Genomic DNA, 25,299 nt, shown 5'->3' on the forward strand with positions numbered 1-25,299 from the left:
ATGAGCCGCCCGCCCGTCTTCGCGATCGAGGCCACCAACCTGACCGACGAACGCGGCACCGGCATCGGTCGCTACACGCGCCAGCTCATTGAAGCCTTGTCGGCGCTGCAGGTGCCGCCGCAGGACGAATTCGAGTTGCTGCAGCTGTGCAAGCGCTCGCGCTGGCAGCTGCGCGACCGGCTGGCCCAGGGGCCCCGGCTGTCCAGCCGCTGCTGGTTGGGCCCCGTCTGGCCGCTGCCGCGCCCGGCCTGTGCCTTGCTCCATGTGCCCGACGAACGCCAGCCGCCCTGGCGCGTGCCCACCGTCGCAACCGTGCACGACCTCTACGCGGCGCTGAACATCAACTACACCGACGAGAAGAAGCGCCAGCGCAAGCTGCGCCACTACGAACATCTGCGCGACAGCTGCGTGCGGCTGGTGTGCGTCAGCGAGAACACGCGGCAGGACTTCCTGCGCCTGGTCGGCGGTGATCCGGCGCGGCTCAAGGTCGTCCATCCGGGCGTGGCACCCGAGTTCCGGCCGCACACGGCGGACGAGGTTCAGGCCGTGCGCACGCGCCATGGGCTGGTGGGGCCCTATCTGCTGTTCGTCGGCTCCACGCCCAACAAGAACCTGGCACGCACCATCGAGGCCTTCGCCGCTGGGCGCTTCGGCCAGGACTACACGTTGACGGTCTGCGGCGAACACTCCCGCACCCAAGGCGAGGCCCTGGCGGCACGGCTTGCCGAGCTGGGCCTGGCCTCGCGCGTGCACTTTGCGGGCTTTGTCAGCGACACAGACCTGCCCGCGCTCTACGCCGGCGCGGCGGCCTATCTCTTCCCGTCCTTGTACGAGGGCTACGGCCTGCCCATCCTGGAGGCCATGGCCTGTGGCACGCCCGTGCTGGCCAGCGACCGCGGCAGTTGCCCCGAGGCGGCTGGTGGCCACGCCGCGATCGCAGACCCGGAGGACATCGAGGCGCTGGCCGCGGGCATTGCGGCCGCGGTGGCGATGACGCCCGCTCGCCGCGCAGCGGCACTGGCCTACGCGCGCACGCGGACTTGGGAGGCCACGGCCCGCGGCACGCTGGCGGTCTGGCGGGAAGCGCTGGCGCGCTAGCCGATCACCTCTTGCACACGGGCCTCGACGTCCGCGGCGCGGATGTCCGACAGCTGCGCGGCCTGCAGCAAGTGCACGTGCTCGGGATCGTGCTCCAGCGGCGGGCGCGGGCCGAGCACGATGAAGGCATGCGTGCCCACCGCGGCCGCGATGTTGACGGCACCCGTGTCGTTGCCGATGCAGGACCGCGCCAGCGACAGGGCCGCCACGCTCTCGGCGACGCTGCTGTCGGTCATCGTCGCCACGCGCTCGCGCAATGCCGGCTCGACGCGCGCCAGGATGGCCTGCGCCAGCACGCCTTCCGCCGGCCCGCCCAGCAGCAGGACGCCGTGGCCACGCGCGGCCAGGCGATTGGCCAGTTCGACGAAGTTGTCTTCGCCCCACTGCTTGTAGGGCTCGGACGCGCCGATGGCCAGTGCATGAAAGGGCCGCGGCAATGGCGCCAGGCGCTCGCTCATGCGCGCCAGCGCATCGGGGCGCACGCTGATGCGCGGCACGATGGGCGCGCTGCAGAAGCCCTGGGCGATGGAGAAATTCGTCGCGTCCTTGTAGCCGGCCACGGCAGGGCCGCGGTAGCGACTGATCCAGGGCGATCGGGTCAGCAGCAGGCGCTGCAGCCAGGTCTCGCCGAAGCCGAGGACGGTGCGGATGCCGGCGCGCCAGCAGACGATGATGGCGCGACCCGGATGGTCAGAAAACAGCACCATGCGGTCGAAACGCTTGGGGGCCAGCTCGGCACCCAGGCGCAACAGGCCATCCAGGCCGCTGTGGCGGCCGCGGCGACGCTCGCTCTTGCGCGGGCGCCGGTCGAAATCGATGATTTCGCGCACCCAGGGTTCGTGGCCCAGCAGCTCGCGGGCCATCGTGGTGGGCGCGGCGATGAGGCTGACCTGGCCGTCGCGGCTCTGCTCGGCCACGCAGCGGAAGTACTGCGCATGCCACACGAGATCGCCCATGCCGTTGAGCTGCAGCTGCACGGCCGTTTTGGGGCGGGTGTCTGCCGGGCTCATGCGGCCTGCGCCAGCGCGATACGGGCAACGGCGCCGGGCTGGATGTCGGCCAGCCTGGGCGCGGTCAGCATGTGCAGCGTTTCGGGGTCATGCGCCAGCAGCGGACGTGGGCCCAGCATCACCCAGGTCGGCGTGCCGACCGCAGCGGCGATCTGCACGCCGCCCGTGTCGTTGCCCAGGCAGGTCCGCATCAGCGACATGGCCGCCACGGTCTCGGCGACCGTGCCGTCCGTGATGGCCAGAATGCGCGGGCGCAGGGCTGGCTCGATGCGCTGCAGGATGGTCTGCGCCATCTCGCGCTCCGCCGGGCCGGCGATCAGCAGCACCCCGTGGCCGGCGCGGGCGAGCTCGGCGGCCAGGGCAGCGAAGTTGTCGGTGCCCCACTGCTTGTAGGGCTCCGACGAGCCGATGCACAGCGCATGCATGGGCTGCGGCAGGCCCTGCACCCGCGCCTTCACGCGCTCCAGCGCTTCGGGGCGCACGACGAGGCTCGGCACGATGGGTGCATCGCACCAGCCATGCGCGATGGCGAACATCGTGGCGTCCTCGTAGGTGCCGACGGCCGGGCCGGTGTAGCGCTGAATCCACGGCCCGTGCGAAAGCAGCCGGCGCTGCAGCCAGGTCGTGCCATAGCCCAGGCGCTCAGGGATCTTTGCGGTCAGCGCCACCAGGGAGCGGTTCGTGTAGTTGGTGAACAGCACGATGCGGTCGAACTGCTTCTCGCGCAGCTCCACACCCATGCGGAACAGGCCCAGCACGCCACGGTGACGCCCCTGTCGGCCCTCATGGCGGCGCGGGTGGCGGTCGAAGTCGATGATCTCGCGCACCCAGGGTTCATGGCCCACCAGCTGCGGCGCGAACACGGTCGGCGAGGCGATCAGCGACACCTGCCCGCCCTGGCTGGTCTCGGCGACGCGCCGAAAGTACGGCACATGCCAGACCAGGTCGCCCATGCCGACCCACTGGAGCAGGACCACGGTGCGGGGTCGGGAGTCGGTGGCGGCAGGCGATGAGGGACGCGACGGCATCAGGCAGGGGGAGCGGAAAGCGGGCGAATTCTATGGGCCTGCCCACTCGCTCGGCAGGCGGCGACGCAGGCAAACCCCGCGACAATCCCGTCCCATGTCCGCCGACGCCAACGCCTCCATCGCCCGACGTCTGGGCCAATACGTCTTTCCCTATCGGTGGGGCGCGCTGCTGACCATCGTGGCCTACCTGTGTCTGGCCGGCACCGAGTGGCTGTTGCCCCAGCTGATCAGCTATGCCTTCGACGACAAGGGCTTCACCAAGGACGCTTACCCGTTGTGGATGGTGCCGGTGGTACTCATCGGGCTGTACATCGTGCGCGGTGCATCGAGCTTTGCCGGGCAATACCTCTTCCACTGGACGCAGACGCGCAGCGTGCTGGACTTCCGCACCGCACTGGTCAACTCGTTGCTGCGGCTGGATGCCCAGGTCTACACCCGCATGCAGCCCGGCACAGCGGTCACCAAGGTCGTCAACGACCCGCAGCAGATCCTGCAGCTGACAGGTGACGTGGGCATTGCGCTGTTGCGCGACGGCCTGGCCGCCATAGGCTTCGCGGTCTTGCTGTTCTACCTGAACTGGCAGCTCACGCTGATGGCGCTGGTCATCACGCCGGTGATGGCGATGGTGATGAAGAAGCTCAACCAGCGCATGCGGCAGATGTCCACGCGCTCCTACGACTCGCAGCTGGTACTGGTGAACAAGGTGGACGACATCACCCGCGCCTGGCGCGCGGTGCGCCAGTTCGGCGCTGCGGACTACGAGCGTCAGCGCTTCACAGCGGCGGCGCTGGAAGTGCGGCGCTACAACCTCAAAGCCGCCGCAGCGGGTGCGCTGGCCCAGCCCGTGTCCCAACTGGTCGCGAGCGTGGGCTTGTCGCTGATCATCTGCATGGCGCTGTGGCAGGCGCGCACTGAGGGCACCGGCGTGCAGGACTTCGCCAAGTACGTGGCGGCCCTGCTGTTGCTGCTCTCCAAGTTGCGCCACCTGTCCGACCTGGCCTCGCCGCTGACGCGTGCCAGCGTCATCGCCAAGGGCTGCTTCGAGCTGATGGACGCCCCCAAGGAGGTCGACACCGGCACGCGCGAGCTGCCTGGCCCGGCGCAAGGCGACATCCGGATGGACGACGTGCGCCTGACCTATCCCGGCGCCGGCCAGCCCGCGCTGGACGGCCTCAGCCTGACCTTCGCCGCCGGCAAGACCACGGCGCTGGTCGGCGCCTCGGGCGCGGGCAAGAGTTCCATCATCCACCTGCTGCTGGGCTTCGGCCCGCCGGACGCCGGCCGCATCCTGCTGGACGGCACCGACATCGGCACGCTGACGCGGCTCTCGCTGCGCCGGCAGTTCGCGGTGGTGTCGCAGGACATCGTGCTCTTCGACGACTCCGTGGCCAACAACATCGCCTACGCTCAGCCGCGCGACGAGGCCAGGCTCGAAGCCGCGCTGCGCGCCGCTCATCTGTGGGACTTCGTGCAGACGCTGCCCGAGGGTGTCGAAACCCACGTCGGCGCCAATGGCAGCAAGCTCTCTGGCGGCCAACGCCAGCGTCTCGCGATTGCCCGGGCACTGTACAAGGACGCGCCGATCTGGATCTTCGACGAAGCCACCTCGGCGCTGGACACCGAGAGCGAGCGCGCCGTGCAACAGGCCCTGGCCGCCTGGTCGGGCCGCAAGACGCTGATCGTCATTGCCCACCGGCTGTCCACCATCCGCGATGCGGACGCCATCCACGTGCTCGGCGCCGGCAAGCTCGTCGAGACCGGCACCCATGCCGAGCTGATCGCGCGCGATGGTGCCTACGCGGCCATGGTGCGGGCCCAGGTCGGCGAGGCCTGACGATGAAGCGGCGGGCCCTGCTGCTGTGGGCGGCACTCCCTGCCCTGGCTCAGGGTGAGGTCGAGGCCAACACCGCGACCCGCGCCGAACTCGAATCCCTGCCCGGCCTGGGCCCGGCCCTGGTGCAGCGCCTGCTGGCCGCGCGGCCCTTCAAGGACTGGGCGGACCTGCTGCAGCGCGTGCCGGGCGTCAAGACCGCCACGGCGCGCAAGCTGTCAGCGAACGGCCTGCGCGTGGCCGGCTCGGCCTTCTCAACAGCCGGCAGCGAAGCCGGCGACTCTTCAACAGCCGGCAGCGAAGCCGGCTGAGCGGCTCTTGCGCAGCAGCGCCGGGTCGATCTGCGGCGCCCGCGCCGGCCAGCCGAAGAAGCGCTGCACCTCGGCGCGCTTGGCCAGCGTGTCGCTCATGCCCAGGTTGATCAATTCGTTGACGAAGCTAGGTTCGAACAGCAGATAGCTCACGAGCGCCGAGCCGCTGGTCGTCTTGCCCTTGCCGCTGACGCCGAAGGCCCGCAGCATGGCGCGCACCGAGGGCGGCAGGCTGGCCTGATGCTCGCCGGCCAGTTCGTCCAGGCGCCGGCTGGGCGCAATGACGAGCAGCTCGATGGGCCGCAGCGCCGTTGCCGCTCGCGTCTCGCGTGACAACAGGGCCAGCGTGCGGTTGATGCGGCGCAGCCGTTCGACGTCCACCGCCAGCGCATCCAGGAAGATGTTGGACAGCGCATGGCCGGCAATCTGGGCCATGCTGGGATGGGCCTCGGTGGCGGTGACGCGGCGCCCCTCGGGTTCCTTCATGCGGCCCGCGCCGATGACGAGGACGCGCTCGGCACCCAGGTGCACGGCCGGCGAGATCGGCGCGCTCTGGCGCATCGAGCCGTCGCCGAACCACTCGGCCACGCCCTCCAGCTCCAGCAGCTCGGCCGGGAAGATGAAGGGGATGGCCGAGGACGCCATCAGGTGACTCAGGCTCAGCTTGGTCTGCACCGCCATGCGCTGCTCGCGCAACCACGGCACGACGTGGTGATGGGTCTGGAAGAAGGTGACGTGCTGGCCCGAGGTGTAGCTGGAACCGGTCAGCGCCAGCGCGCGCAGATGGCCGCCGTCCAGCATGGTCTCGATGCGCGGCATGTCGAGGTAGCGGGCCAGCAGCTCGCGCAGCGGTGAATTGTTCAGCAGGCTGCGCGGGCGGCTGCGCGTCCAGCGTGCAATGGCCCAGCCCAGGCTCAACATGCTGAGCCAGCGCGCGCCGCTCCTCACCGCCTCGAACGCGTCGGCACGGTAGATGTTCTCGACATGCAGGCCCTGCCAGAGGTGCAGCAGGCCGTCGACGGCGGCGTCGAAGTCGTCCGCGTGGCAGGCCAGCGTCGACGCATTGATGGCGCCGGCCGAGGTGCCGCTGATCACGGGAAACGGGTTCTGCTGCGTCGCGCCGGCATCGCGGCGCAGCTGGGCGATGGCCGCCAGCACGCCCACCTGGTAGGCGGCACGTGCGCCGCCGCCGGTCAGGATCAACCCCGTGACCGGTGGCGTACGGTTGAGCCCCATCGACTGGGATGCGGGCTTGGGCACGGCTTGCAGCATCGGCGGGAATCATCGCCGATGCCGGGGCTCATCCAGCTTCGTAAATGACCTCAGCCGCCGTGCCCAATTTGGCTAAAGCCTCGTCCGCGGGCCAGAAACGGCTGGCCTCGCCAAGTTCCACCAGCCAGCGCGCGCCGACGCTGTCGCCATCCGGCTCGGCCTTGACCGACACGCGCACGGGCAGGCCGAGCTTGCGCTTGCCGCCCTCCTCCGTCTCGACCTCGCGCGGCGGAAAGCGCTCGACCAGCTCCTTGACCAACCCGGCGGCACCGGCATTGCCCAGCAGCAGATGCCGGCCGAACTTGGCGCGCGCCGCCGACAGGCTCCACACCGCCTGCACATTCATGCGCAGGCCGCCCGAGAAGCGGTCGTTCTGCACCTTGCCCTGGGCAATGATGAGTTCGTCCTCGGCCAGCAGTTCCTTGTTGGCGTTCAGCAGTTCCTCGTTGGCCACGGCCTCGATGGCGTCGCTCTTGTCGTCGATCTTGAAGATGGCGACGCGGCCGCGCTGGCCGTTGATGACGCGCATGTCGCTGACGATGCCGGCCACCAGCGTCGGCTCGCGGCTGTCCACCAGGTCGGCGATCTGGCGCTTGACGATGCGCCGCACCTCGGCGCCGCCGTGGTCGAACAGGTGACCCGACAGGTAGAAGCCGATGGCGGTCTTCTCCAGCGACAGGCGCTCCTTGATGCTCCATACGGGCGCGTCGACCAGATCGGGCTCGACATGCGAGGCCGCATGCGAGTCGCCAAAATCGAACAGGCCGCCCTGATCGGCATTGGCCTCCTGCGTTTCGGCATGCGTGTAACCGCGGCCGACGCTGGCGAGCAGCCGTGAGCGCTCGGGGTTGATGCTGTCGAAGGCGCCGGCCTTGATCAGCGCCTCCACCGCGCGCTTGTTGACGGCCTTGCGGTCCACGCGCAGGCAGAAGTCGTAGAAGCTCAGGAAGGGCCCGCCTGATTCGCGCGCCGCGATGATGGCCTCGATGGCGCCGCGGCCCGTGCCCTTGACGGCACCCAGGCCGTAATTGACGAGGCGGTTCGTCATCGGCTCGAAGCGGTAGACGCCCTTGTTGACGCAAGGCGACTGGAATTCGATGCCGAAGATCTTGGCGTCGTTGAGCAACACCTTGAGCTTGTCGGTGTCGTCCATTTCGATGGTCATGTTCGCGGCGTAGAACTCGGCCGTGTAGTGCGTCTTCAGCCAGGCCGTGTGATACGACAGCAGCGCGTAGGCGGCGGCGTGCGACTTGTTGAAGCCGTAGCCCGCGAACTTTTCCATCAAGTCAAAGACTTCATCCGCCTTGGCCTGGTCGATGCCCTTCTCCGCGGCTCCCTTGCGGAAGATCTCGCGGTGCATGGCCATTTCCTCGGCCTTCTTCTTGCCCATCGCGCGGCGCAGCATGTCGGCGCCACCAAGGCTGTAGCCGCCCAGCACCTGGGCGGCCTGCATCACCTGCTCCTGGTAGACGAAGACGCCATACGTCTCCTCCAGCACCTGCCCCAGCAGCGGGTGCGGGTACTCGATGGCCTCCTTGCCATGCTTGCGCGCGACGAACGACGGGATCAGGTCCATCGGGCCCGGCCGGTACAGCGACACCAGCGCGATCAGGTCCTCGAAGCGCGAGGGCTTGGCGTCCTTCAACAGGCGCTGCATGCCGGGCGATTCAAACTGGAACACGCTCTCGGAGTAGCCCTTGCCGAAGAGGTCGAAGACTTTCTTGTCGACCAGCGGCACATTGGCCCAGTCGAAGCCGGCGCGGTCGGCGTGGCGGGCGACGATGAAGTCCTTGGCCAGCTCCAGGATGGTCAGCGTGGCCAGGCCCAGGAAGTCGAACTTCACGAGGCCGATGGCCTCGACGTCGTCCTTGTCGAACTGGCTGACGGCCGAGGTTGAGCCGGGCTGCTGGTATTGCGGGCAGAAGTCGGTGATCTTGCCCGGCGCGATCAGCACGCCGCCGGCGTGCATGCCGATGTTGCGCACCATGCCTTCGACGCGGGCGGCGAGCTTCAGCAGCTCGGCCACTTCCTCGTCGCTCTTTTCGCGCTCCTCGAGTTCCGGCGCCTCGTGGCGGGCGTAGATGACCTTGGCCTTGTCGGGGTCGAAGTTGGGCGGCAGCTTGGCCAGCGTCACCGTCTTGCCCGGCGGCGCGGGAATGAGCTTGGCGATGCTGTCCACATGGCCGAAGCCCATGCCCAGCACGCGGCCGATGTCGCGCAGCGCGGCCTTGGCGGCCATGGTGCCGAACGTCGCGATCTGGCTGACCGCTGGGCGGCCGTATTTGTCCTTGACGTAGTCGATGACGCGGTCGCGGTTGCCCTGGCAGAAGTCGATGTCGAAGTCGGGCATCGACACGCGCTCCGGGTTCAGGAAGCGCTCGAACAGCAGGTTGTACTTGAGCGGGTCCAGGTCGGTGATCAGCAGTGCATAGGCCACCAGCGAGCCCGCACCCGAGCCCCGGCCCGGGCCGACCGGGCAGCCGTTGGCCTTGGCCCAGCGGATGAAGTCCGAGACGATGAGGAAGTAGCCCGGGAAGCCCATTTTGATGATGGTGTTCAGCTCGAACTCCAGGCGCTCGACGTAGCGCGGGCGCTCCTTGTCGCGCTCGGCCTCGTTGGGGAAGAGATGCTTGAGCCGCCCCACCAGCCCCTCGTGGCTCAGCTCGCGGAAATACTGCTCCATCGGCATCGGCGTGCCGTCGTCCAGCAGCGGCGTCGGGAAATTGGGCAGCTGTGGCTTGCCCAGCACCAGCGTCAGCGAGCAGCGGCGCGCGATCTCGGTGGTGTTCTGGATGGCGCTCGGGATGTCCTTGAACAGCTGGCGCATCTGCGCCTGCGTCTTGAAATACTGGCTGGGCAGGAAGCGCTTGATGCGCTTGGGGTTGGCGAGAGTCTCTCCTTCGGCCACGCAGACGCGCGCCTCATGGGCCTCGAAGTCATCCTCGCCAAGGAATTGAATGGGATGGGTGGCTACCACCGGCAGCCCCAACTCCGCCGCCAGCGGCACGCTGGCCTGCACCAGCGCCTCCTGGCCGGGCAGACCGGCGCGCTGCAGCTCGATGTAGAAGCGGCCCGGGAAGACCTCGGACAGCCGCTGTGCCCATTCCCTGGCGCGCACCTTGTCGCCCTGCATCAGCGCCTGGCCCAGGCCGCCATGCTGGGCGCCCGACAGGCAGATCAACCCGCCACCCAGCTCCGTCAACCACTCCCACTTCAGGCAGGCCTGGTTGCGCTGCACGTTGTCGATCCACGCGCGCGACAGCAATTCGCTGAGGTTGAGATAACCCTGGCTGTTCTGCACCAGCAGCAGCAGGCGCGTCGGCGGCTTGTCGGTGGCGTCGGTCTCCAGCCAGCAGTCGGCGCCGAGGATCGGTTGCACGCCCTTCTTGCGCATTGCGCTGTAGAACTTGATGCCGCCGAACAGGTTGGCCAGGTCGGTGATGGCCGCCGCCACCTGGCCATCCGCCGCGGCCGCATCGGCGGCATCGTCGGTGCGCAGGGTGCCGTCCACGACCGAATACTCGGTGTGCATGCGCAGGTGGACATAGGGCAGGTCTTGCAGGTCTTGAACAGCGGTCTCGGGCATCGCCGCATTGTAGGAAGCCCCTCCGCCGTTAAGCTGCGCGCCCATGAAACACATCGCTCTCGCGCTGGCCGCCGCCGGCCTGCTGTCCACCGCCCTTGCCGCACCCTCCAAGGCTGCCAAGCCCCCGGTCAAGGCGGCCGCGAAGAAGACCGCCCAGCAGATCCTCGCTGGCTCGCCGGCCAGCGACTGGCGCGGGCTCGATCCTGAGAACACGCTGCTGATGGAGTTGGCGTCGGGTCAGGTCATCATCGAACTGGCCCCGCGCTTTGCGCCGGCCCATGCCGCCAACATCCGCGCCCTGGCCCGCGGTGGTTACTGGGACGGCCTGGCCATCCTGCGCGTGCAGGACAACTTCGTCACCCAATGGGGCGACCCCGATGGCGAGGACGCCGCCAAAGCCAAGCCGCTGCCGGCCGGCGCCTCAGCCAAGCTGCCCGCCGAGTTCTCCGTGCCGTTGGACAAGGTCGGCAAGGAAGCCGCCTTCACCAGGCTGCCCGACGTGGAAGGCTGGGCGCCACGCACCGGCTTTGCCGAAGGCTTCCCGGTCGCCGCTGATCCCAAGGCCGGCAGGGCCTGGCTGGCCCACTGCTACGGCATGGTCGGCGCCGGGCGCAGCGACGCGATCGATTCCAGCAACGGCACCGAGCTCTATGTCGTCATCGGCCAGGCGCCGCGCGGGCTGGATCTCAACATCACCGTGGTGGGTCGCGTGCTCAAGGGCATGGAGCTGCTGTCCGGCCTGCCCCGCGGCGGCGCGGCCATGGGCTTCTACGACAAGCCCGAGCAGCGCACCGGCATCCAGCGCATCCGCCTGCTGGCCGAAGTGCCGACCGCCGAGCGGCCCGCACTGCAGGTGCTGCGCACCGAGTCCACCACCTGGACGCAGCTACTCGATGCCAGGCGCTTTCGCAGCGGCTGGTTCGTGCACAGCCCCGGCTATATCGACATCTGCAGCGCCTCGGTGCCGACGCGGCCTACTCCCTGAAGCCCCTCGTCCGGTCTCGCCCCGCTGAACGCGGGCGCGCCCAGCCGGTCCCCCGAGGGGACGGCGATGCTTGTGGCATTGAGCCACAAGCACACGCCCAAGCGGGCCGGCTCGGGAGCGGCCCAGCGCTCGGCCCGAAATACGCTGCCCTCACGCGCCCAGCCAGAGCGCGACGCGGTAGGTGATGAAGGAGGCCAGATAGGCCAGTCCAAACAGATAGCCCGTCATGATCAGCGGCATCTTGTAGCCGCCGGTCTCGCGCTTCACCGCCGCCAGCGTCGCGATGCATTGCGGCGCGAACACATACCAGGCCAGCAGCGACAGGGCCGTCGCCAGGCTCCAGCTCTGCTGGATCAGCGGCGCCAGCGCCTGGGCGGCATCGTCGCCGGTGGCCGACAGCGCGTAGACCGTGCCCAGCGCACTGATGGCCACCTCGCGCGCCGCCAGGCCCGGCACCAGGGCCAGGCTGATCTGCCAGTTGAAGCCGATGGGCGCGAAGATCTTGGCCAGGCCCGCGCCCAGCCAGCCAGCCACGCTGTACTGGATGGGCGCCCCGGTCGCGCCTTCCGGCGGGCCGGGGAAGCTGGACAGCAGCCACAGCGCGATGGTCAGCACCAGGATGATGCCGCCGACACGCTTGATGAAGATCATGGCGCGCTGCCACAGGCCAATGGCGATGGAGCGCGGATGCGGCCAGTGATAGCTCGGTAGCTCCATCATCAGCGGCCGCACGAGGCGGCCGGTGCTCGTGAAGCGCTTGAGCACCCAGGCCACGGCCAACGCGCCGAGGATGCCGGCGAAGTAGAGGCCAAACAGCACCAGCCCCTGCAGCTCGAAGCCCGCCACCTCGCGGTGCGGCACGAAGGCGCCGATCAGGAGGGCATAGACCGGCAGCCGCGCCGAGCAGGTCATCAGCGGCGCGATCATGATGGTGACGAGGCGGTCGCGCGGATTGGAGATGGAGCGCGTGGCCATGATGCCGGGGATGGCGCAGGCAAAGCTGGACAGCAGCGGGATGAAGCTGCGCCCCGACAGGCCGACGCTGCCCATCAGCCGGTCCAGCAGCAGGGCCGCGCGCGGCAGATAGCCCGACTCCTCCAGCAGCAGGATGAAGAAGAACAGGATCAGGATCTGCGGCAGGAAGGCCAGCACGCCGCCGCAGCCGGCGATGACGCCGTCGACGATGAGGCTGCGCAGCCAGCCCTCGGGCAGCCACAGGCCGACCTGGTTGCCGAGCCAGGCCATGCCGCTCTCGATGGCGTCCTTGGGCGGCTCGGCCCAGGAGAAGACGGCCTGGAAGAGCAGGAAGAGCAGGACGGCCAGGATGACGGAGCCGGCCACCGGATGCAGCAGCACGCGGTCGACGCGGTCGCTGGGCAGGGTGGGCAGTTCATGGTCGAGGTGGAGCTCGCGCAGCAGCGTCCGCACAGTGACATGGTCGTCGACCTGCTGCTCGCCGGCGACGGCAAGGGGCGCGGCCTCCCAGACCTCGGGCTTGTCGAGCAGCGCACGCAGCTCATCCAGGCCTTCGCGGTGGATGGCGACGGTGCGCACGACGGGCACGCCAAGCTGGGCGGCCAGGGCCACCGGGTCGATCTTGAGGCCACGCCGGGCGGCCAGGTCGGCCATGTTCAGCGCCACGACGACGGGCAGGCCCATGCGGCGCACGGCCAGCAGCAGGCGCAGGTTGCGGCGCAGATTGGTGGCATCCAGCACGCAGACGACCAGGTCGGGCCGCTTCTCGCCCTTGGCGCGGCCGGCCAGCACATCGCAGGTGACGCGCTCGTCGGGTGAGCGCGGGTGCAGGCTGTAGGTGCCGGGCAGGTCCAGCAGGCGCAAGGCCTTGCCGGCCACGGTGACGAGGCGGCCTTCCTTGCGCTCGACGGTCACGCCAGCGTAATTGGCGACCTTTTGATGGCTGCCGGTCAGGCCGTTGAACAGGGCCGTCTTGCCGCAGTTGGGGTTGCCAACCAGGGCCACCAGCTTGCCGCCGCGGTGGACATGGACAATGGACTCAGTCATGGCCGCGCGGCGTCACGGCGATGCATTCGGCTTCGGCATGGCGCAGCGCAAACGTCGATTGCCCGATGCGCACGACCAGGTTGCCGGTGCGCTGGGCGCCGCGGCGCAGCACGCGCACGGCTTCACCCGGCAGAAAGCCCAGATCGGCCAGCCACGCCGCCCATTCCGGCGAATGCCCGGGTGCACTGACCTGCTGGACGGTCAGCGCCTGCCCGGCAGGGGCGGCGGCGAGGCTGGAGAACAGCTGCTCGGACATGGGCGGGCTCGGCGGACGAGTCGGTTTGATGAGAATGATTCTCATTGTACGCAAGCCCATGGCGCCCGCACCCCGGGAATGGGTTTTGCCCGTCGGGTGGCCCAACCGGCGCTCAGCGGGGATTGAGGCGGTCCAGCAACTGGTCGCAGGCTTTCAGGGCCTTGCCGAAGTCCAGCTTCGCCACGGCCGTGGAAAGCTGGGCAAGCTCGGTGCCGAAGGCGTCGGCGTGCTGCGTGGACAGCTCTTCGCAGACTGCGACCGAGCGCATATTGCGCTCGACCAGCAACTGGCGCAGCCGGCGCAGTGCTTCCAGAGGCTCGCTCACGATGGCGGGAGCAGTGGGCGGCGGCGGGCCGGGCACGACAGCGGCGGACAGCATGGCGAGGCTGGCGTCGAGCAGCCCCTGCAAGCCGACCAGATCGACCGCGCTGGCGCTGCCACCCTCGCGCAATGCCAACTCCTGGCGGCCGGCCGATACGGCCAGCGCGGTGGCGCCGACGGCGCCAGCCAAGCCGCGCAGGGTATGCAGCACGCGCGTCGCGTCGGCCAGGGCTTGTTGTTGCAGATGGCACCTGAGCGTGTCCATCTCCGCGGGCGCGTCCTGGGCGAAGGACTTGGCGAGTCGCTCGTACAAGGCGGCCCGACCGCCCAGGCGCTGCAGCGCTGCCTCGCGCTCCAGCAGCGGTGCCGACACCGGCGGCGGGGGCGGCGCCGGCCGCATGGGGATGGGGCCGACGTGGCGGCGCAGGCTGGCGACGAGCTGCTCCAGGTCCACGGGCTTGGCGACATGGTCGCGCATGCCGGCGGCCAGGCAGGCCTGGCGGTCCGATTCCATGGCATTGGCCGTCATGGCGATGATGAGGCTGTCGGCCCGGTGCGCGAGGATGCGCCGCGTGGCCTCGAAGCCGTCGATGTCGGGCATCTGCAGGTCCATCAGGATGGCGTCGAAAACGGGCTCCGCCACCTTGGCCAGATGGGCGCCTTCGACGCCGCCGCCGGCCACCGTCACGACGGCGCCCTCGCCTTCCAGCAGCTCCTGGGCCACCTGCTGGTTGACGCTGTTGTCCTCCACCAGCAGCAGGCGCATGCCCTGCAGTCGGGGTTCGGCGGTGGCCCGCGGCAGCGGCGCCGGCTGCCCACGCGTGGCTTCAGCAACGGCGTCGTGCAGCATGGACGCCGTCACCGGCTTGACTAGATAGCCGCCCAGGCCCTGGATGTCCTGCTCACTGCGCTCGGCCAGCAGCTCGCGGCCATGGGCCGTGACCATGATGATGACGGGCGCATCGGACTCGTGGCTGGCGCGGATGCGCCGCGAGGTCTCCCAGCCGTCCAGCCCCGGCATGCGCCAGTCCATCAGGATCAGTTCGTAATGCGGCTCGCCGCGCTCGGCGGCCTCGTGCACCACGTCCAGCGCCTGCTCGCCACTGGCTGCCAGGTCGCAGTCCCAGCCCAGGCTGGCGCCGATGCCCTGCAGCACCTCGCGGGCCATCGGGTTGTCGTCGACGATCAGAACCTTGAGGCCGCGCTGCGCCGTGTCGGGCTCACCGCGCTCGGCCGGCGCAGTCGCCATCAGCAGATCGAAATGGAAGCGGCTGCCCTCGCCGACGCGGCTGTCCACGCGCAGCTCGCCACCCATCAGCGCGACCAGCCGCCGGCTGATGGCCAGGCCCAGGCCGGTGCCGCCGTAGCGGCGCGACGTCGACTGCTCGGCCTGGCTGAAGCCGGCAAAGATGTGATCGAGCTTGTCCGCCGCGATGCCGATGCCGGTGTCGCGAACCTCGAAGCGCAGCCGCGCCTGCCCACCCGTCTCGCCCAGCAACGACAGCCCCAGCACCACCTCGCCGCGCTCGGTGAACTTCAGCGCATTGCCGGCCAGGTTGAGCAGCACCTGGCGCAGCCGGGTGGCATCGCCGACGAGGGCGCTGGGCAGGCGCGGGTCGAGGCGGAACAGCACCTCGATGTCCTTGGCACCAACGTTGGCCGACAGGATGACGGCCAGCTCGCGCATGAAGTCGCTGAGCTCGAAGCGGTGCGGGTCCAGCTCCATCTTGCCGGCCTCGACCTTGGAGAAATCCAGCACATCGTTGATGACGGCCAGCAGCGCCTGGGCCGCCGTGCGGGCCTTCGCCGCATAGTCGAGTTGGCGCGGCGACAGCTCGGTGCGCAGCAGCAGGTTGAGCATGCCCAGGGCCCCGCTCATCGGCGTGCGGATCTCGTGGCTCATGTTGGCCAGGAAATCGCTCTTGGCCTGGCTGGCCGCCTCGGCCGCGACCCGGGCACGTACCAAATCAACTTCGGCGCGGTGTCTCTCGGTCACGTCGACCAGCATCTGCACGACGTTGACGAGGCGGCCACGGCGATCGCGGATGGCGCTGGCGCTGCCGTCGACGAACAGCTCGCCGCCGCCGGGCAGCGCGAAACCACGTTCGAAGCGGACATGGTCCAACCGCCCGGCCGCCAGGCGCGCCAGCTCGCCACCGGGCAGGCGGCCGGGCCGGAAGTCCGGCAGATCGGCCAGCTTGGCGCCGCGCAGCGCCCCGGCCTCGCGGCAGAGCATCGCCGTCAGCGCCTGATTGACGTCGAGGATGACACCCTGGGCGTCGCACAGCGCAATGCCGACCTGGGCGCGCTCGAAGACGCCGCGAAAGCGCTGCTCGCTCTCATTGAGCGCGCGCGTGCGTTGCTCGACGCGCGCCTCCAGCAGTTGGCGCTCGACGACGAGCTGTTCCGTCATTTGGTTGAAGCTGCGCGCCAGCTCGCGGAACTCGGCAAAGCCGCAGACCGGCGCTCGCTCATCCAGCTTGCCCCCGGCGATGCGGGCCACCGCACCGCTCAGCATCTGGACGGGCTCGACCAGGCGACGCCCCAGCAGCAGACCCAGGCCCAGGGCCAGCAGCAGGGACAGGCCGAGGGCGAGAGCCAAGCGGTCGCGCAGCGCACGCGCCGGCGCAAACGCCTCGGCCGCGTCGATGTTGACGGAGATGCCCCAGTCCAGCGCGGGCAGATGGCGCCAGGACGCGACGATCTCGATACCGGCGTAGTCGCGCGTCAGGCCGCTGCCACTTTCACCGCGCAGGGCGCGCACGGCCGGCGGCGGCTCGGGCGAGGCCAGGTCCAGCGAGCCGGTCAGCGTCTGCAACGGCGGCCGCTTGAGGTCGTTGATGAAGACGGCCCGGTCGCCCTGGCGTTGCACCAGCACCGTCTCGCCCGTCAGCGCCAGCCCCGAGCGCTCGGTCGCGACCCGCAGCAGGCGGTCCAGGTCGAGCTGCAACACGACACTGCCGAGCACGCGATCGCCATCGACCACCGGATGGACCAGGAAAAGCGTCGCCGGGCCCTCGCCGCGCAGGCGCTGGGCCGGCGTCAACTGCGGGTCCAGCTGGCCGATGGCGCGGCGGTGCGCGGCCAGCAGCTCGCTGCCTTCGTAGGCGCCGCCGTCCAGCCGCGCCAGCTCGGGTGTCGAGCCGGCCGGTGCCTTCATCGCGAAGCTGATGCGCCCGTCGGGCTGCACCAGCAGCAGGTTGAGGTATTTGCCGCTGTCGTAGAGACGCTCGAAAAAGGCCCGGCTGCCGGCACTCACGCGGGTAGCCACCGCGTCGCCGCGCTGCACCAGCAGCTCGCGCGTGTCGCTGGCCTGGGCGACGAGGCGGCCATCGACCTCGACCTCGTTGAGGTATTCGTTGATCTCGTGGACCTTCTTGCGCGAGATCGCCACCAGGCCTTCGGTCACCGTCTCATGCAGGCTGTTCTCAAAGCTGGAAAGCTGCCACAGCCCGACCAGCCCCAGGGGCAGCATCGACAGCAGCATCAGGCCCAGCAGCAGGGCCGGGCCGACGCGCCAGGCGCGGCGCGTCGACTCCACGACCGGCACGGCGGCGATCACGGCGCGCCCTCGGTGCGCGGCAGCACCGCCATCCAGTGCTCTGCCGAACGGAAGACCGGCCACGGTGCCGGCTTGATGTAGCGCGGCAGCGCGAACACCTCGGCGAGCTGGCCGCCCGGCTTGACCTGGGCGATGCGCAGCTGGCGCCACAGATGCCGGCTCTGGCTGTCCACCGCCCCGAAGCCCTGGGGGGCTGAGATGCTCTGCTGCAGCACATTGGCATTGACCGCGTCCGTCTGCGCGCTGCCGACCTCGCGCACCGCGGCGGCCCAGAGCTGCACGCCGATGTAAGCCGACACCGCCGGATCACTGGCCTGGATGCCCTCGCCCTGGCTGCGCCGCAGCCGCGCCAGGAAGGCCTCGTTGGCCGGCCCGGGTTGCGACTGCAGATAGCTCCAGGCCGTGAAATGGCGGTCGAGCCGGCCGCCGTCGTAGGCGGTCATCTCGGGTTCGGCGGCGCGCAGGGACATGAGCGGCAGGTCGGTCAGGCCGGCCGCCACCAGGGCATCGAAGAAGGCGCGATTGCTGCTGCCGCCAATGGTGCTGATGACGACATCGGGCTGGACGCGCTGCAGGTCGGCCAGCACGCCGCCCATGTCGGTGCCTGCCAGCGGCACATAGCGCTCGGCCAGCACCTGGCCGCCACTCAGCAGGATGAAGTCGCGCAGCATCGCGTTGACACGCCGCGGGTAGAGGCCGTCGGTGCCGATGAGGTAGACCCGCCGGCCGAAGCCATGCATGGCCCAGTCGGTGGCGGGCAGCGCGTGCTGGTTGGGCGTGGGGCCGGTGTAGATGATGTTCGGCGACTGCTCCATGCCCTCGTAGGCCAGCGGGTAGAACAGCAGATGACGGTGAATTTCGACGACCGGCCTGACAGCTTGGCGGCAGTTGGACGACCAGCAGCCGAACAGGGCGACCGCATGTTCGGTGCTGATGAGGCGCTCGGCGGCGGCGGCAGCAACGCGCGGCTCGGAGCGCGTGTCCTCGATCCTGAGTTCGACGCGTCGGCCCAGCAGACCGCCGCCGGCATTGATTTCCTCCACTGCCAGCTTGACGGTGGCCACCAGCGGCGCCTCGCTGGCCGCCATCGGGCCGCTCAAGGCATGCAGCAGCCCGATGACGATGGGGCCCTGCGCGGCCTGCGCCGACGGCCTTTGCAGCAGATAGAGCCCCAGCCCCAGTGCCAGCACCAGCAGCAGGCCGCCCAGCAACGCCAGTCGGGCGCGAATGCCTGCCAGCATCAACCCGCCGCGCGCCGCGCCTCGGGCGATATCAGCGGCAGCGTCAACCGCACCGTGGTGCCCACGCCGGGCGTGGACTCGACCTGGATCTGCCCGCCCAGTGCAAAGGTGACGAGATTGCGCACGATGTACAGGCCAGGCTCGCTGCGGTTGGGGCCGAAACGCGTCGAGAAGAAGGGGTCGAAGACGCGCCCGAGCATGCCGGGCGGGATGCCGACGCCATGGTCCTGCACGGTGACTGTGAGCTGGTCCGTGCCCAGCGGCCGCACGCGCAGGTGGACCTCGCCTCCGGCCTCGCGGTAGGCATGCTTGACGGCGTTCTGGATCAGCGTGGACAACACCTTGGCCAGGGCGCCGCGAAAGCTCAGCAGGTGCAGATCGTCGCCGGCGTCCAGCTCGCAGCGCACCTGGTGAGTCTGGAGTGCCGGTGCCAGGCCGGCCACCACCTCGTGCACCAGTTCCAGCAGCGAGAAGCTGCGGCGCTGGTCGCCGAAGTTGTCGGCCGTGGACTGCAGGAAGGAGTCGACGATGGACAACGTGCGTTGCAGGTTGGACAGCACCAGGCCGACGCTCTCCTCGCTGACGCGCAGGTGCTTGTCGAGGTCGCTGCGCTTGATATTGCCGCTGCTGGACAAGCCGCGCAGATGGGTCAGGTCGTCCTGCAGCGTGCAGGCCGAGATTAGCGCGTTGCCCAGCGGTGAGCTCAGCTCCTGGGCGATGCCCGAGATGGTGCGGCCGACCGAGGCCAGCTTGTCGCGCTGGAAGAGCTCGATCTGCGAACGCGCAAAGCTCTCGGACGCCAGCTTGAGCGCCAGCTGGGTGCGCACCCGCGCCTTGACGACGACGTCGACAAAGGGCTTGGGGATGTAGTCGACCGCGCCGTGAGCAAAGCCCTGGGCCTCGTTGTCGGCGCTGCCCTGCACGGTGACGAAGATGACGGGCACGCCGCGCGTGCGCGGATCGGCCTTCAGGCGGTCGCAGACCTCATAGCCGCTCATTTCGGGCATCAGCACGTCGAGCAGGATCAGGTCGGGCAGCTGCTGGGCACAGAAGGCCAGCGCCTCGGCGCCGCTGGTGGCCATGGAGACCTCACATTCGTCCACCAGCAGCTGGTAGAGCGCATGGATGTTGCTCGGCTGGTCGTCGACTACGAGGATGAGCGGCATGGCGGGTCAGAATAACCGCTGCACCTCCCCGACAACCACAGGCATGCCCGGGGCTTTCCCCAGGGCGTGGCTACGGATTCCGTCGCACATTCGGGTCATCCGCGACAACCATAATCGGCAAGTTCACACGCGATCGCCCATGCCCCAGCGCACGTTCACGCTTGGCCTACTCTGGCTTGCCATGGCGGCGCTGCTGGCGCTTCTGGCCCTGCTTTGGAGCCTGCGCGACGCAGGCGGCGCGGCCGTCGACGCTGCCCTGGTCATCAATACCTTGTTGCTGCCCCTGCCCGCGCTGTGCATGCTGGTGCTGCGGCGCGGCGTCGATGCGGCCGAGTCACACCGGTCGGCCACCGAAGCCAAGACGCGCTTCCTGACCCAGCTCAGCCACGAGATCCGCACGCCCATGAATGCCGTCATGGGCATGACGCAACTGGCGCTGCAGACCCAGCTAACGCCCGAACAGCGTGACCTGCTGACCAAGGCCGATGCTGCCTCGCGCATGCTGCTCAGCCTCGTCAACGACGTGCTGGACGTCGCCAAGATCGAGGCCGGTCACATGGCGATCGAGTCACTGCCGCTGCGGCTGGAGGACGTCGTCGGCCAGGCCATGGAGCTGGTCAGGCCGGTGCATGCCAACCCCGCTGTCGCGCTCATCTGCGACTGGGCCGACGCCAGCCTGCTCGGCCCGCGCGGCCAGCTCCGCGGCGACGCGCTGCGGCTGCAGCAGGTGCTGGTCAACCTGCTGGCCAACGCCCTCAAGTTCACGCCGGCGGGCCAGGTGCAGCTGCGCCTGGCGGCCGCACCCACCGACGATCAGGGCCGCGTGCCGCTCTGCATCACCGTGCAGGACAGTGGCATCGGCATGAGCACGGAGCAGCTCGACGGCCTGTTCCGCGAATTCCGGCAGGGCGACGCGCCCATGCAGCGGCGCCATGGCGGCACCGGCCTGGGCCTGGCCATCACGCGCCGCCTCGTCGAGCTGATGGGTGGCGTGCTCGGCGTGCACAGCACGCCCGACCAGGGCAGCAGCTTCGAGATCCGCCTGCCGCTGCTGCTGGACGCGGGCGCCGCGACGCCCGCGCCGCTCAAGCCGCAACGCCTGCTGCTCGCCAAGGCCCGCCCCGAGGGTCGCGAGGCGACGCTGGCCCTGCTGCGCCATCTCGGCTTCGGCGCTGGCCTGGGCGCCAGCACCGATGCCGCCAGCACGCGGGCCGCGCTGGTCGAGGCCCACCAGGCCGGCAAGCCCTTCGAGTGGCTGCTGCTCGACTGGCAGTTGCCCGGCCCGGGCGCAACCGGTGCCGAGTTGCTGGCCCAGTTGCGACGCGATCACCCGGCCTTGCGCATCGCCGTGCTCTGCCCGCCAGGCGTCGACGACGGCCCGGCCCAGGCGCGCAGCTTCGGCGCCCGCGCGCTCTGCCCCAAGCCGCTGCTGCCCGGGGAGTTGCGCCGCTTGCTCGGCGACGCCCCGGCCGACCGGCCCGCCGGCCTGGATGCCCAATCCCTGGCCGGGCTGCGCGTGCTGCTGGTCGAGGACCATCCCGTCAACCAGGAGATCGCGCTGCGCCTGCTGAGCAGCCGCGGCGCCCAGGTCGACGTCGCAGCCAACGGACAGGAAGGCCTGGACCGCCTGCTGGAGCGCGGGCCAGCCGCCTACGACCTCGTGCTGATGGACCTGCAGATGCCCGTGCTCGATGGCCTGAGCGCGACGCGCAAACTGCGCGAGCTGCCCGAGTTCGACGCCCTGCCCGTGCTGGCCATGACGGCCCATGCGCTGGCCGAGGAGCGCGCCCAATGCACGGCCGCCGGCATGCAGGGCCATATCGCCAAGCCGCTGGACGTGGCCCGCCTGGTGCGCGAGCTGCAGCGCTACCGTCCTGCTGCCAAGCCCCCGGCGCCGCTGCCGCCGCGCCCGGCGCTGGACCTGCAGACCGGGCTGCGCCAATTCGATGGCCAAACGGCGCTTTACCGTCGCACGCTGCAGGGCTTTGCCGACCAGTACACCGCCGGGCTGGCCGGCTGGTCCGACTGGCTGGCTGCTGGCAACTGGGCTGAACTGCGCCGCGCCGCCCACACGCTGCAGGGCCTGGCCGCGACGCTGGGCGCTCAGCCCCTGCACCAGGCCGCCCTCGCGCTGGAACGCAGTGCCGCCGCGGCCGACGCCGACAGCGCCAGCCGGCATCTCGGCCGCGTCGAACCTGCCCTGGCGCTGCTGCAGACCGAGATCCAGGCCGCCCTGGCGCGCAACTGGGATGCTGCGGCGGCCCCGCGCCCGGGCGGCCCGGGTGACGTGGCCGAGCTGCATCGGCTCCTGACTCAGAGCGACAGCCGCGCGCTGGACTGGTGGCAGGCCCATGGCGCCCACAGCGGCCTGGCACCCGATGTGCGCCAGCGCCTGGAGGAGGCCCTGGCCGCACTCGACTTTGATGCCGCGGCCCTCGTGCTGAAGGGCATGGCTTGAGGGCCCCGGTCATCGTCGTCCTCGGCCCGGTCGGCACGCGCTGGCTCTTCAAGGTGATCGTCGCCTCCGCGCTGTTCGCCTGGGCGAGTGAGGCGGTCATGGGTGTCATCGAACCCAGCGACCGCATCGCCTATCCGCTGATCGCGACCGCCTTCTCAGCCCTGGCCCTGCTCGTCTGGCGGCGGCCGCAGCGGCTGCGCCTGTGGCAGCGCATCGGCGTCACGCTGCTGGCCCTGTACTTCTCCTTGACCATGCTGGTGTTCACGCTGCGGCCCGACCCTGGACCGAGCCTCTACACCCTGGGCAGCTTTGCGCCTTGGGCCATGGGTGGCAGCCTGCTGCTGTTCACGACCTGGCGCGCCCGCGAGGCGCTCTGGATCTCGCTGAGCCTGCTCGTCGCCATGCTGGCGCCGCCCACGCTGCTGCGCTTCTCCGGCACGCCACCGCAATGGCTGATGCAAGGCTGGCCGCTGATCGCCAACCTTGGGCTGTGCCAGACCATGTTCTGCGTCGCGCTGTGGGGCCTGTCGCGCCAGCTCGGGCGCCTGACCCAACTCGCGCCCGCTGCCAGGGGCCTGGGCACGGCCGAAGACCTCATCGAAGCCCGTCTCATCGAACTGGAGCGTTCGCGCGCCGCAGCCGAAGCGGCCTCGCGGGCCAAATCCGACTTCCTGGCCAATATCGGCCACGAGATCCGCACGCCCATGAACACCGTGCTCGGCCTGACAAGGCTGATGCTGGCCGGGCGGCTGCCCGGTGAGCAACGCGGCCGGCTGCAGCAGGTGGCGAGCGCCGGCGAGTCCCTCGTCAGGCTCATCGATGGCCTGCTGGACTACGCCGACCTCGACGCCGGCCGCATGCAGCTCGCCGCCGAGCCCCTGCACCTCGAGCAGCTGCTGGCCAGTGCTTTCGAAGCCGTGCGGCCGGCGGCCCAGGCCAAGCAGCTGGAACTGGTCTGCGACATCGCCTCGCCGGAGCTGCTGGGCGCGGCGGGCGCGCGCCGCGGCGACGTGGTGCGCCTCACCCAGCTCATCACCGAGCTGCTCGTCAACGCCGTCAAATTCACGCCAACCGGTCAGGTCAAGCTCAGCGCCGAGCTGGATGCGGCCGGCGGCTGGATCCTGCGCGTGCGTGACACCGGTCTGGGCATGGCGCCGGACCAACTGGCGCGCCTGTTCACGCCCTTCGCCCAGGCCGAGGCCGGCGCGACACGACGCTTTGGCGGCACGGGCCTGGGCCTGGCGATCTGCCGCGCGCTGGCCGAGCGCATGGGCGGAACCCTCTCGGCAAGCAGCGCTCCGGGCCGCGGCAGCGAGTTCGAGCTCAGCCTGCCGCCGGCTCCCTGCCCTGAGCTGGCGCCACCGCCCGCCCCGCCACCGCAGCGCGTGCTGCTGGTGCAGGCGGCCCACAGCGGTGGCCACGAAACGTTGATCGCGCTGCTGAAGGCGCTGGCACCGACCAGCCGCATCGACCTGCTGGCCCAGGGCCGCCAGGCCCTGTCCCGCCTGGTCACCGTGCCCGCCAGCCAGCCCTATGACCTGTTGATCGTCGACTGGGTGCTGCCCGACATGGAGGGCAGCGAGCTGCTGGCCAGCCTGCGCGACAGCGGCCCGTCGCGCGCCCGCCGCACCGTGCTGCTGAGCGCCTTCGACACGCCGGTGCTGCGCGAGCGCGCACTGCGCCTGGGCGCCGAGGCCCTGTGCAGCAAGCCCCTGCTGCCGCACATGCTGCGCCGTCTGCTGGACCTGGACCGCCCTCTGCCGGTCGACCTGCTCCTGCCCCTGCCCAAAGTCCTGAACCGGACAACGCCCGGCACCGACCCGGCCACGCTGATCAATGAGCTCGACACCCTGCTGGGCGAGGCCGACAGCAATGCGCTGACGTTGTGGGAGCAGCATGAATCCGCCTTCATCGAGATGTTGCCGGCACCGCGGGCCAAAGCCCTGGCGGGTGCCATGCAACGCTTCGATTTCGACGAGGCCCAGGCCGCGTTGCGCGGTGAGACCAAGGACGCAAGCCCGCCATGACGATGATGCTGCCCGAGTTCACCGGTACGTCACAGGCCACGGTGCTGGTCGTCGACGACACGCCGGCCAACCTGACGCTGCTGGCCCAGGTGCTCAAGCCCGACTACCGCGTGCAGCTGGCCGTCAGCGGCGCGAAGGCGCTGGAAATATGCCGCCGCCAACCGCCCGACCTGATCGTGCTCGACGTGATGATGCCGGAGCTGGATGGCTACGAGGTCTGCCGCCGGCTCAAGGCCGACCCGGCCACACGCCGCGTGCCCGTCATCTTCCTGACCGCGTTGACCCGGCCCGAGGACGAGAGCGCCGGCTTCCAGGTCGGCGGCGCCGACTTCATCCACAAGCCCTTCAACCCCGCCACCGTGCTGGCCCGCGTGCGCACCCATCTGCAGCTCAAGCTGGCCGAGGACCACCTGCTGCGCCACAACGAGCTGCTGAGCGGCGAGCTGGGCGCGCGCCGGCGTGAGGTCGAGCGGCTGCGCGACACCACCCTCTTCGTCATGGTCGGCCTGGCGGAGTTCCGCGACGCCGATACCGGCAACCACATCCAGCGCACCCAGGAATATGTGCGTACGCTGGCACAGTGGATCGCCGCCCAGCCCGACGGGCCGCTGGACCTCACGCCCGAAGCCATCGACGAGCTCGCCAAAGCCGCGCCGCTGCACGACATCGGCAAGGTTGCCATCCCTGACGCCATCCTTCTCAAGCCCGGCAAGCTGTCGCCGGAAGAATGGCAGGTCATGAAGACCCATGCCGAACACGGCGCCGACCTGCTGCAGCGCGCCATCGACCGCCTTGGCGACGACGCCGGTCCGATGCTGACCTTCGGCAAGCAGATTGCCCGCCACCACCACGAGAAATGGGACGGCAGTGGCTATCCGGACGGCCTGGCCGGCGAGGCCATTCCGTTGTCGGCCCGGCTGATGGCCGTTGCCGACGTCTATGACGCCTTGATCAGCGTGCGGCCCTACAAGCAGGCCATGAGCCACGACGAGGCGCTGGCCTTCATCCGCAACGGCGCCGGCAGCCATTTCGACCCGCGCATCGTCGAGGCGCTCAATGCCTGCCTGGACGAGGTGCGCGGCATTGCTTCGCGCTGGGCTGACTGAGCCGCCCCGATAATCCGCG

At 69.8% G+C, this 25,299-nt stretch carries 16 protein-coding genes; 7 read left to right on the forward strand and 9 right to left on the reverse strand.

Translation table 11 applies throughout. From position 1 onward, the window contains the following. Positions 1-1,098 carry a glycosyltransferase family 4 protein gene (locus ACXJLH_RS21785; protein WP_457446204.1) on the forward strand — a complete coding sequence of 366 codons (1,098 nt, stop codon included), beginning with the start codon at positions 1-3 and terminating at the stop codon, positions 1,096-1,098. Here ACXJLH_RS21785 and ACXJLH_RS21790 read toward each other — a convergent pair. Together ACXJLH_RS21790 and ACXJLH_RS21795 are read right to left on the reverse strand one after the other, a co-directional pair. After that, complete coding sequence (locus ACXJLH_RS21790; RefSeq protein WP_457446205.1) at positions 1,095-2,108, reverse strand: glycosyltransferase family 9 protein; 1,014 nt, start codon at positions 2,106-2,108, stop codon at positions 1,095-1,097. The two genes, ACXJLH_RS21785 and ACXJLH_RS21790, sit on opposite strands and share 4 nt — an antisense overlap. Further along, positions 2,105-3,085, reverse strand: coding sequence for a glycosyltransferase family 9 protein (locus tag ACXJLH_RS21795; RefSeq protein ID WP_457446207.1), 981 nt, complete (start codon positions 3,083-3,085; stop codon positions 2,105-2,107). The genes ACXJLH_RS21790 and ACXJLH_RS21795 overlap by 4 nt, the downstream gene beginning before the upstream one ends. Before the next feature lie 145 nt (positions 3,086-3,230). Here ACXJLH_RS21795 and ACXJLH_RS21800 point away from each other — a divergent pair, with 145 nt between their 5' ends. Next, complete coding sequence (locus ACXJLH_RS21800) at positions 3,231-4,970, forward strand: ABC transporter ATP-binding protein (RefSeq protein ID WP_457446209.1); 1,740 nt, start codon at positions 3,231-3,233, stop codon at positions 4,968-4,970. A gap of 2 nt (positions 4,971-4,972) precedes the next feature. After that, entirely contained in the window at positions 4,973-5,278 is a 306-nt protein-coding gene (locus tag ACXJLH_RS21805) for a ComEA family DNA-binding protein (RefSeq protein WP_457446211.1), read from the forward strand. Here ACXJLH_RS21805 and ACXJLH_RS21810 read toward each other — a convergent pair. Together ACXJLH_RS21810 and dnaE are read right to left on the reverse strand one after the other, a co-directional pair. Further along, entirely contained in the window at positions 5,252-6,550 is a 1,299-nt protein-coding gene (locus tag ACXJLH_RS21810) for a patatin-like phospholipase family protein (RefSeq protein ID WP_082532913.1), read from the reverse strand. The two genes, ACXJLH_RS21805 and ACXJLH_RS21810, sit on opposite strands and share 27 nt — an antisense overlap. 28 nt (positions 6,551-6,578) lie before the next feature. Beyond that, positions 6,579-10,136 (reverse strand): DNA polymerase III subunit alpha, encoded by a 3,558-nt coding sequence (dnaE, locus tag ACXJLH_RS21815; protein WP_457390112.1) that lies wholly within the window; start codon positions 10,134-10,136, stop codon positions 6,579-6,581. A 43-nt stretch (positions 10,137-10,179) separates the two neighbouring features. On the opposite strand from dnaE, the gene ACXJLH_RS21820 reads away from it, so the two are divergent. After that, a complete protein-coding gene (locus ACXJLH_RS21820) occupies positions 10,180-11,121 on the forward strand; it encodes a peptidylprolyl isomerase (protein ID WP_457446213.1) in 942 nt (313 codons plus the stop codon). Between the two features lie 150 nt (positions 11,122-11,271). On the opposite strand, the gene feoB is transcribed toward ACXJLH_RS21820, so the two are convergent. The 5 genes from feoB to ACXJLH_RS21845 all read right to left on the reverse strand — a co-directional run bounded on the left by feoB (position 11,272) and on the right by ACXJLH_RS21845 (position 19,689). Next, a complete protein-coding gene (gene feoB, locus ACXJLH_RS21825) occupies positions 11,272-13,143 on the reverse strand; it encodes a ferrous iron transporter B (protein ID WP_457446214.1) in 1,872 nt (623 codons plus the stop codon). Next, positions 13,136-13,399 carry a FeoA family protein gene (locus ACXJLH_RS21830; RefSeq protein ID WP_457446216.1) on the reverse strand — a complete coding sequence of 88 codons (264 nt, stop codon included), beginning with the start codon at positions 13,397-13,399 and terminating at the stop codon, positions 13,136-13,138. The genes feoB and ACXJLH_RS21830 overlap by 8 nt, the downstream gene beginning before the upstream one ends. A 112-nt stretch (positions 13,400-13,511) precedes the next feature. Beyond that, positions 13,512-17,282, reverse strand: coding sequence for a response regulator (locus ACXJLH_RS21835; RefSeq protein ID WP_457446218.1), 3,771 nt, complete (start codon positions 17,280-17,282; stop codon positions 13,512-13,514). Continuing rightward, positions 17,279-18,523 (reverse strand): urea ABC transporter substrate-binding protein, encoded by a 1,245-nt coding sequence (locus ACXJLH_RS21840; protein ID WP_457446220.1) that lies wholly within the window; start codon positions 18,521-18,523, stop codon positions 17,279-17,281. The genes ACXJLH_RS21835 and ACXJLH_RS21840 overlap by 4 nt, the downstream gene beginning before the upstream one ends. Next, positions 18,523-19,689 carry a response regulator gene (locus ACXJLH_RS21845; protein WP_457446222.1) on the reverse strand — a complete coding sequence of 389 codons (1,167 nt, stop codon included), beginning with the start codon at positions 19,687-19,689 and terminating at the stop codon, positions 18,523-18,525. The genes ACXJLH_RS21840 and ACXJLH_RS21845 overlap by 1 nt, the downstream gene beginning before the upstream one ends. 139 nt (positions 19,690-19,828) lie before the next feature. Between ACXJLH_RS21845 and ACXJLH_RS21850 the strand changes: the two genes are divergently transcribed. From ACXJLH_RS21850 to ACXJLH_RS21860, 3 genes are read left to right on the forward strand one after another with little or no spacing between them, the layout of a single operon-like run. After that, entirely contained in the window at positions 19,829-22,147 is a 2,319-nt protein-coding gene (locus tag ACXJLH_RS21850; protein ID WP_457446224.1) for a response regulator, read from the forward strand. Continuing rightward, positions 22,144-24,174 (forward strand): ATP-binding response regulator, encoded by a 2,031-nt coding sequence (locus ACXJLH_RS21855; RefSeq protein WP_457446226.1) that lies wholly within the window; start codon positions 22,144-22,146, stop codon positions 24,172-24,174. Before ACXJLH_RS21850 ends, ACXJLH_RS21855 begins: the two co-directional genes overlap by 4 nt. Next, positions 24,171-25,280 (forward strand): HD-GYP domain-containing protein, encoded by a 1,110-nt coding sequence (locus ACXJLH_RS21860; protein WP_457446228.1) that lies wholly within the window; start codon positions 24,171-24,173, stop codon positions 25,278-25,280. Before ACXJLH_RS21855 ends, ACXJLH_RS21860 begins: the two co-directional genes overlap by 4 nt. Positions 25,281-25,299 lie beyond the last annotated feature (19 nt).

Source organism: Roseateles sp. P5_E4 (assembly GCF_054049255.1).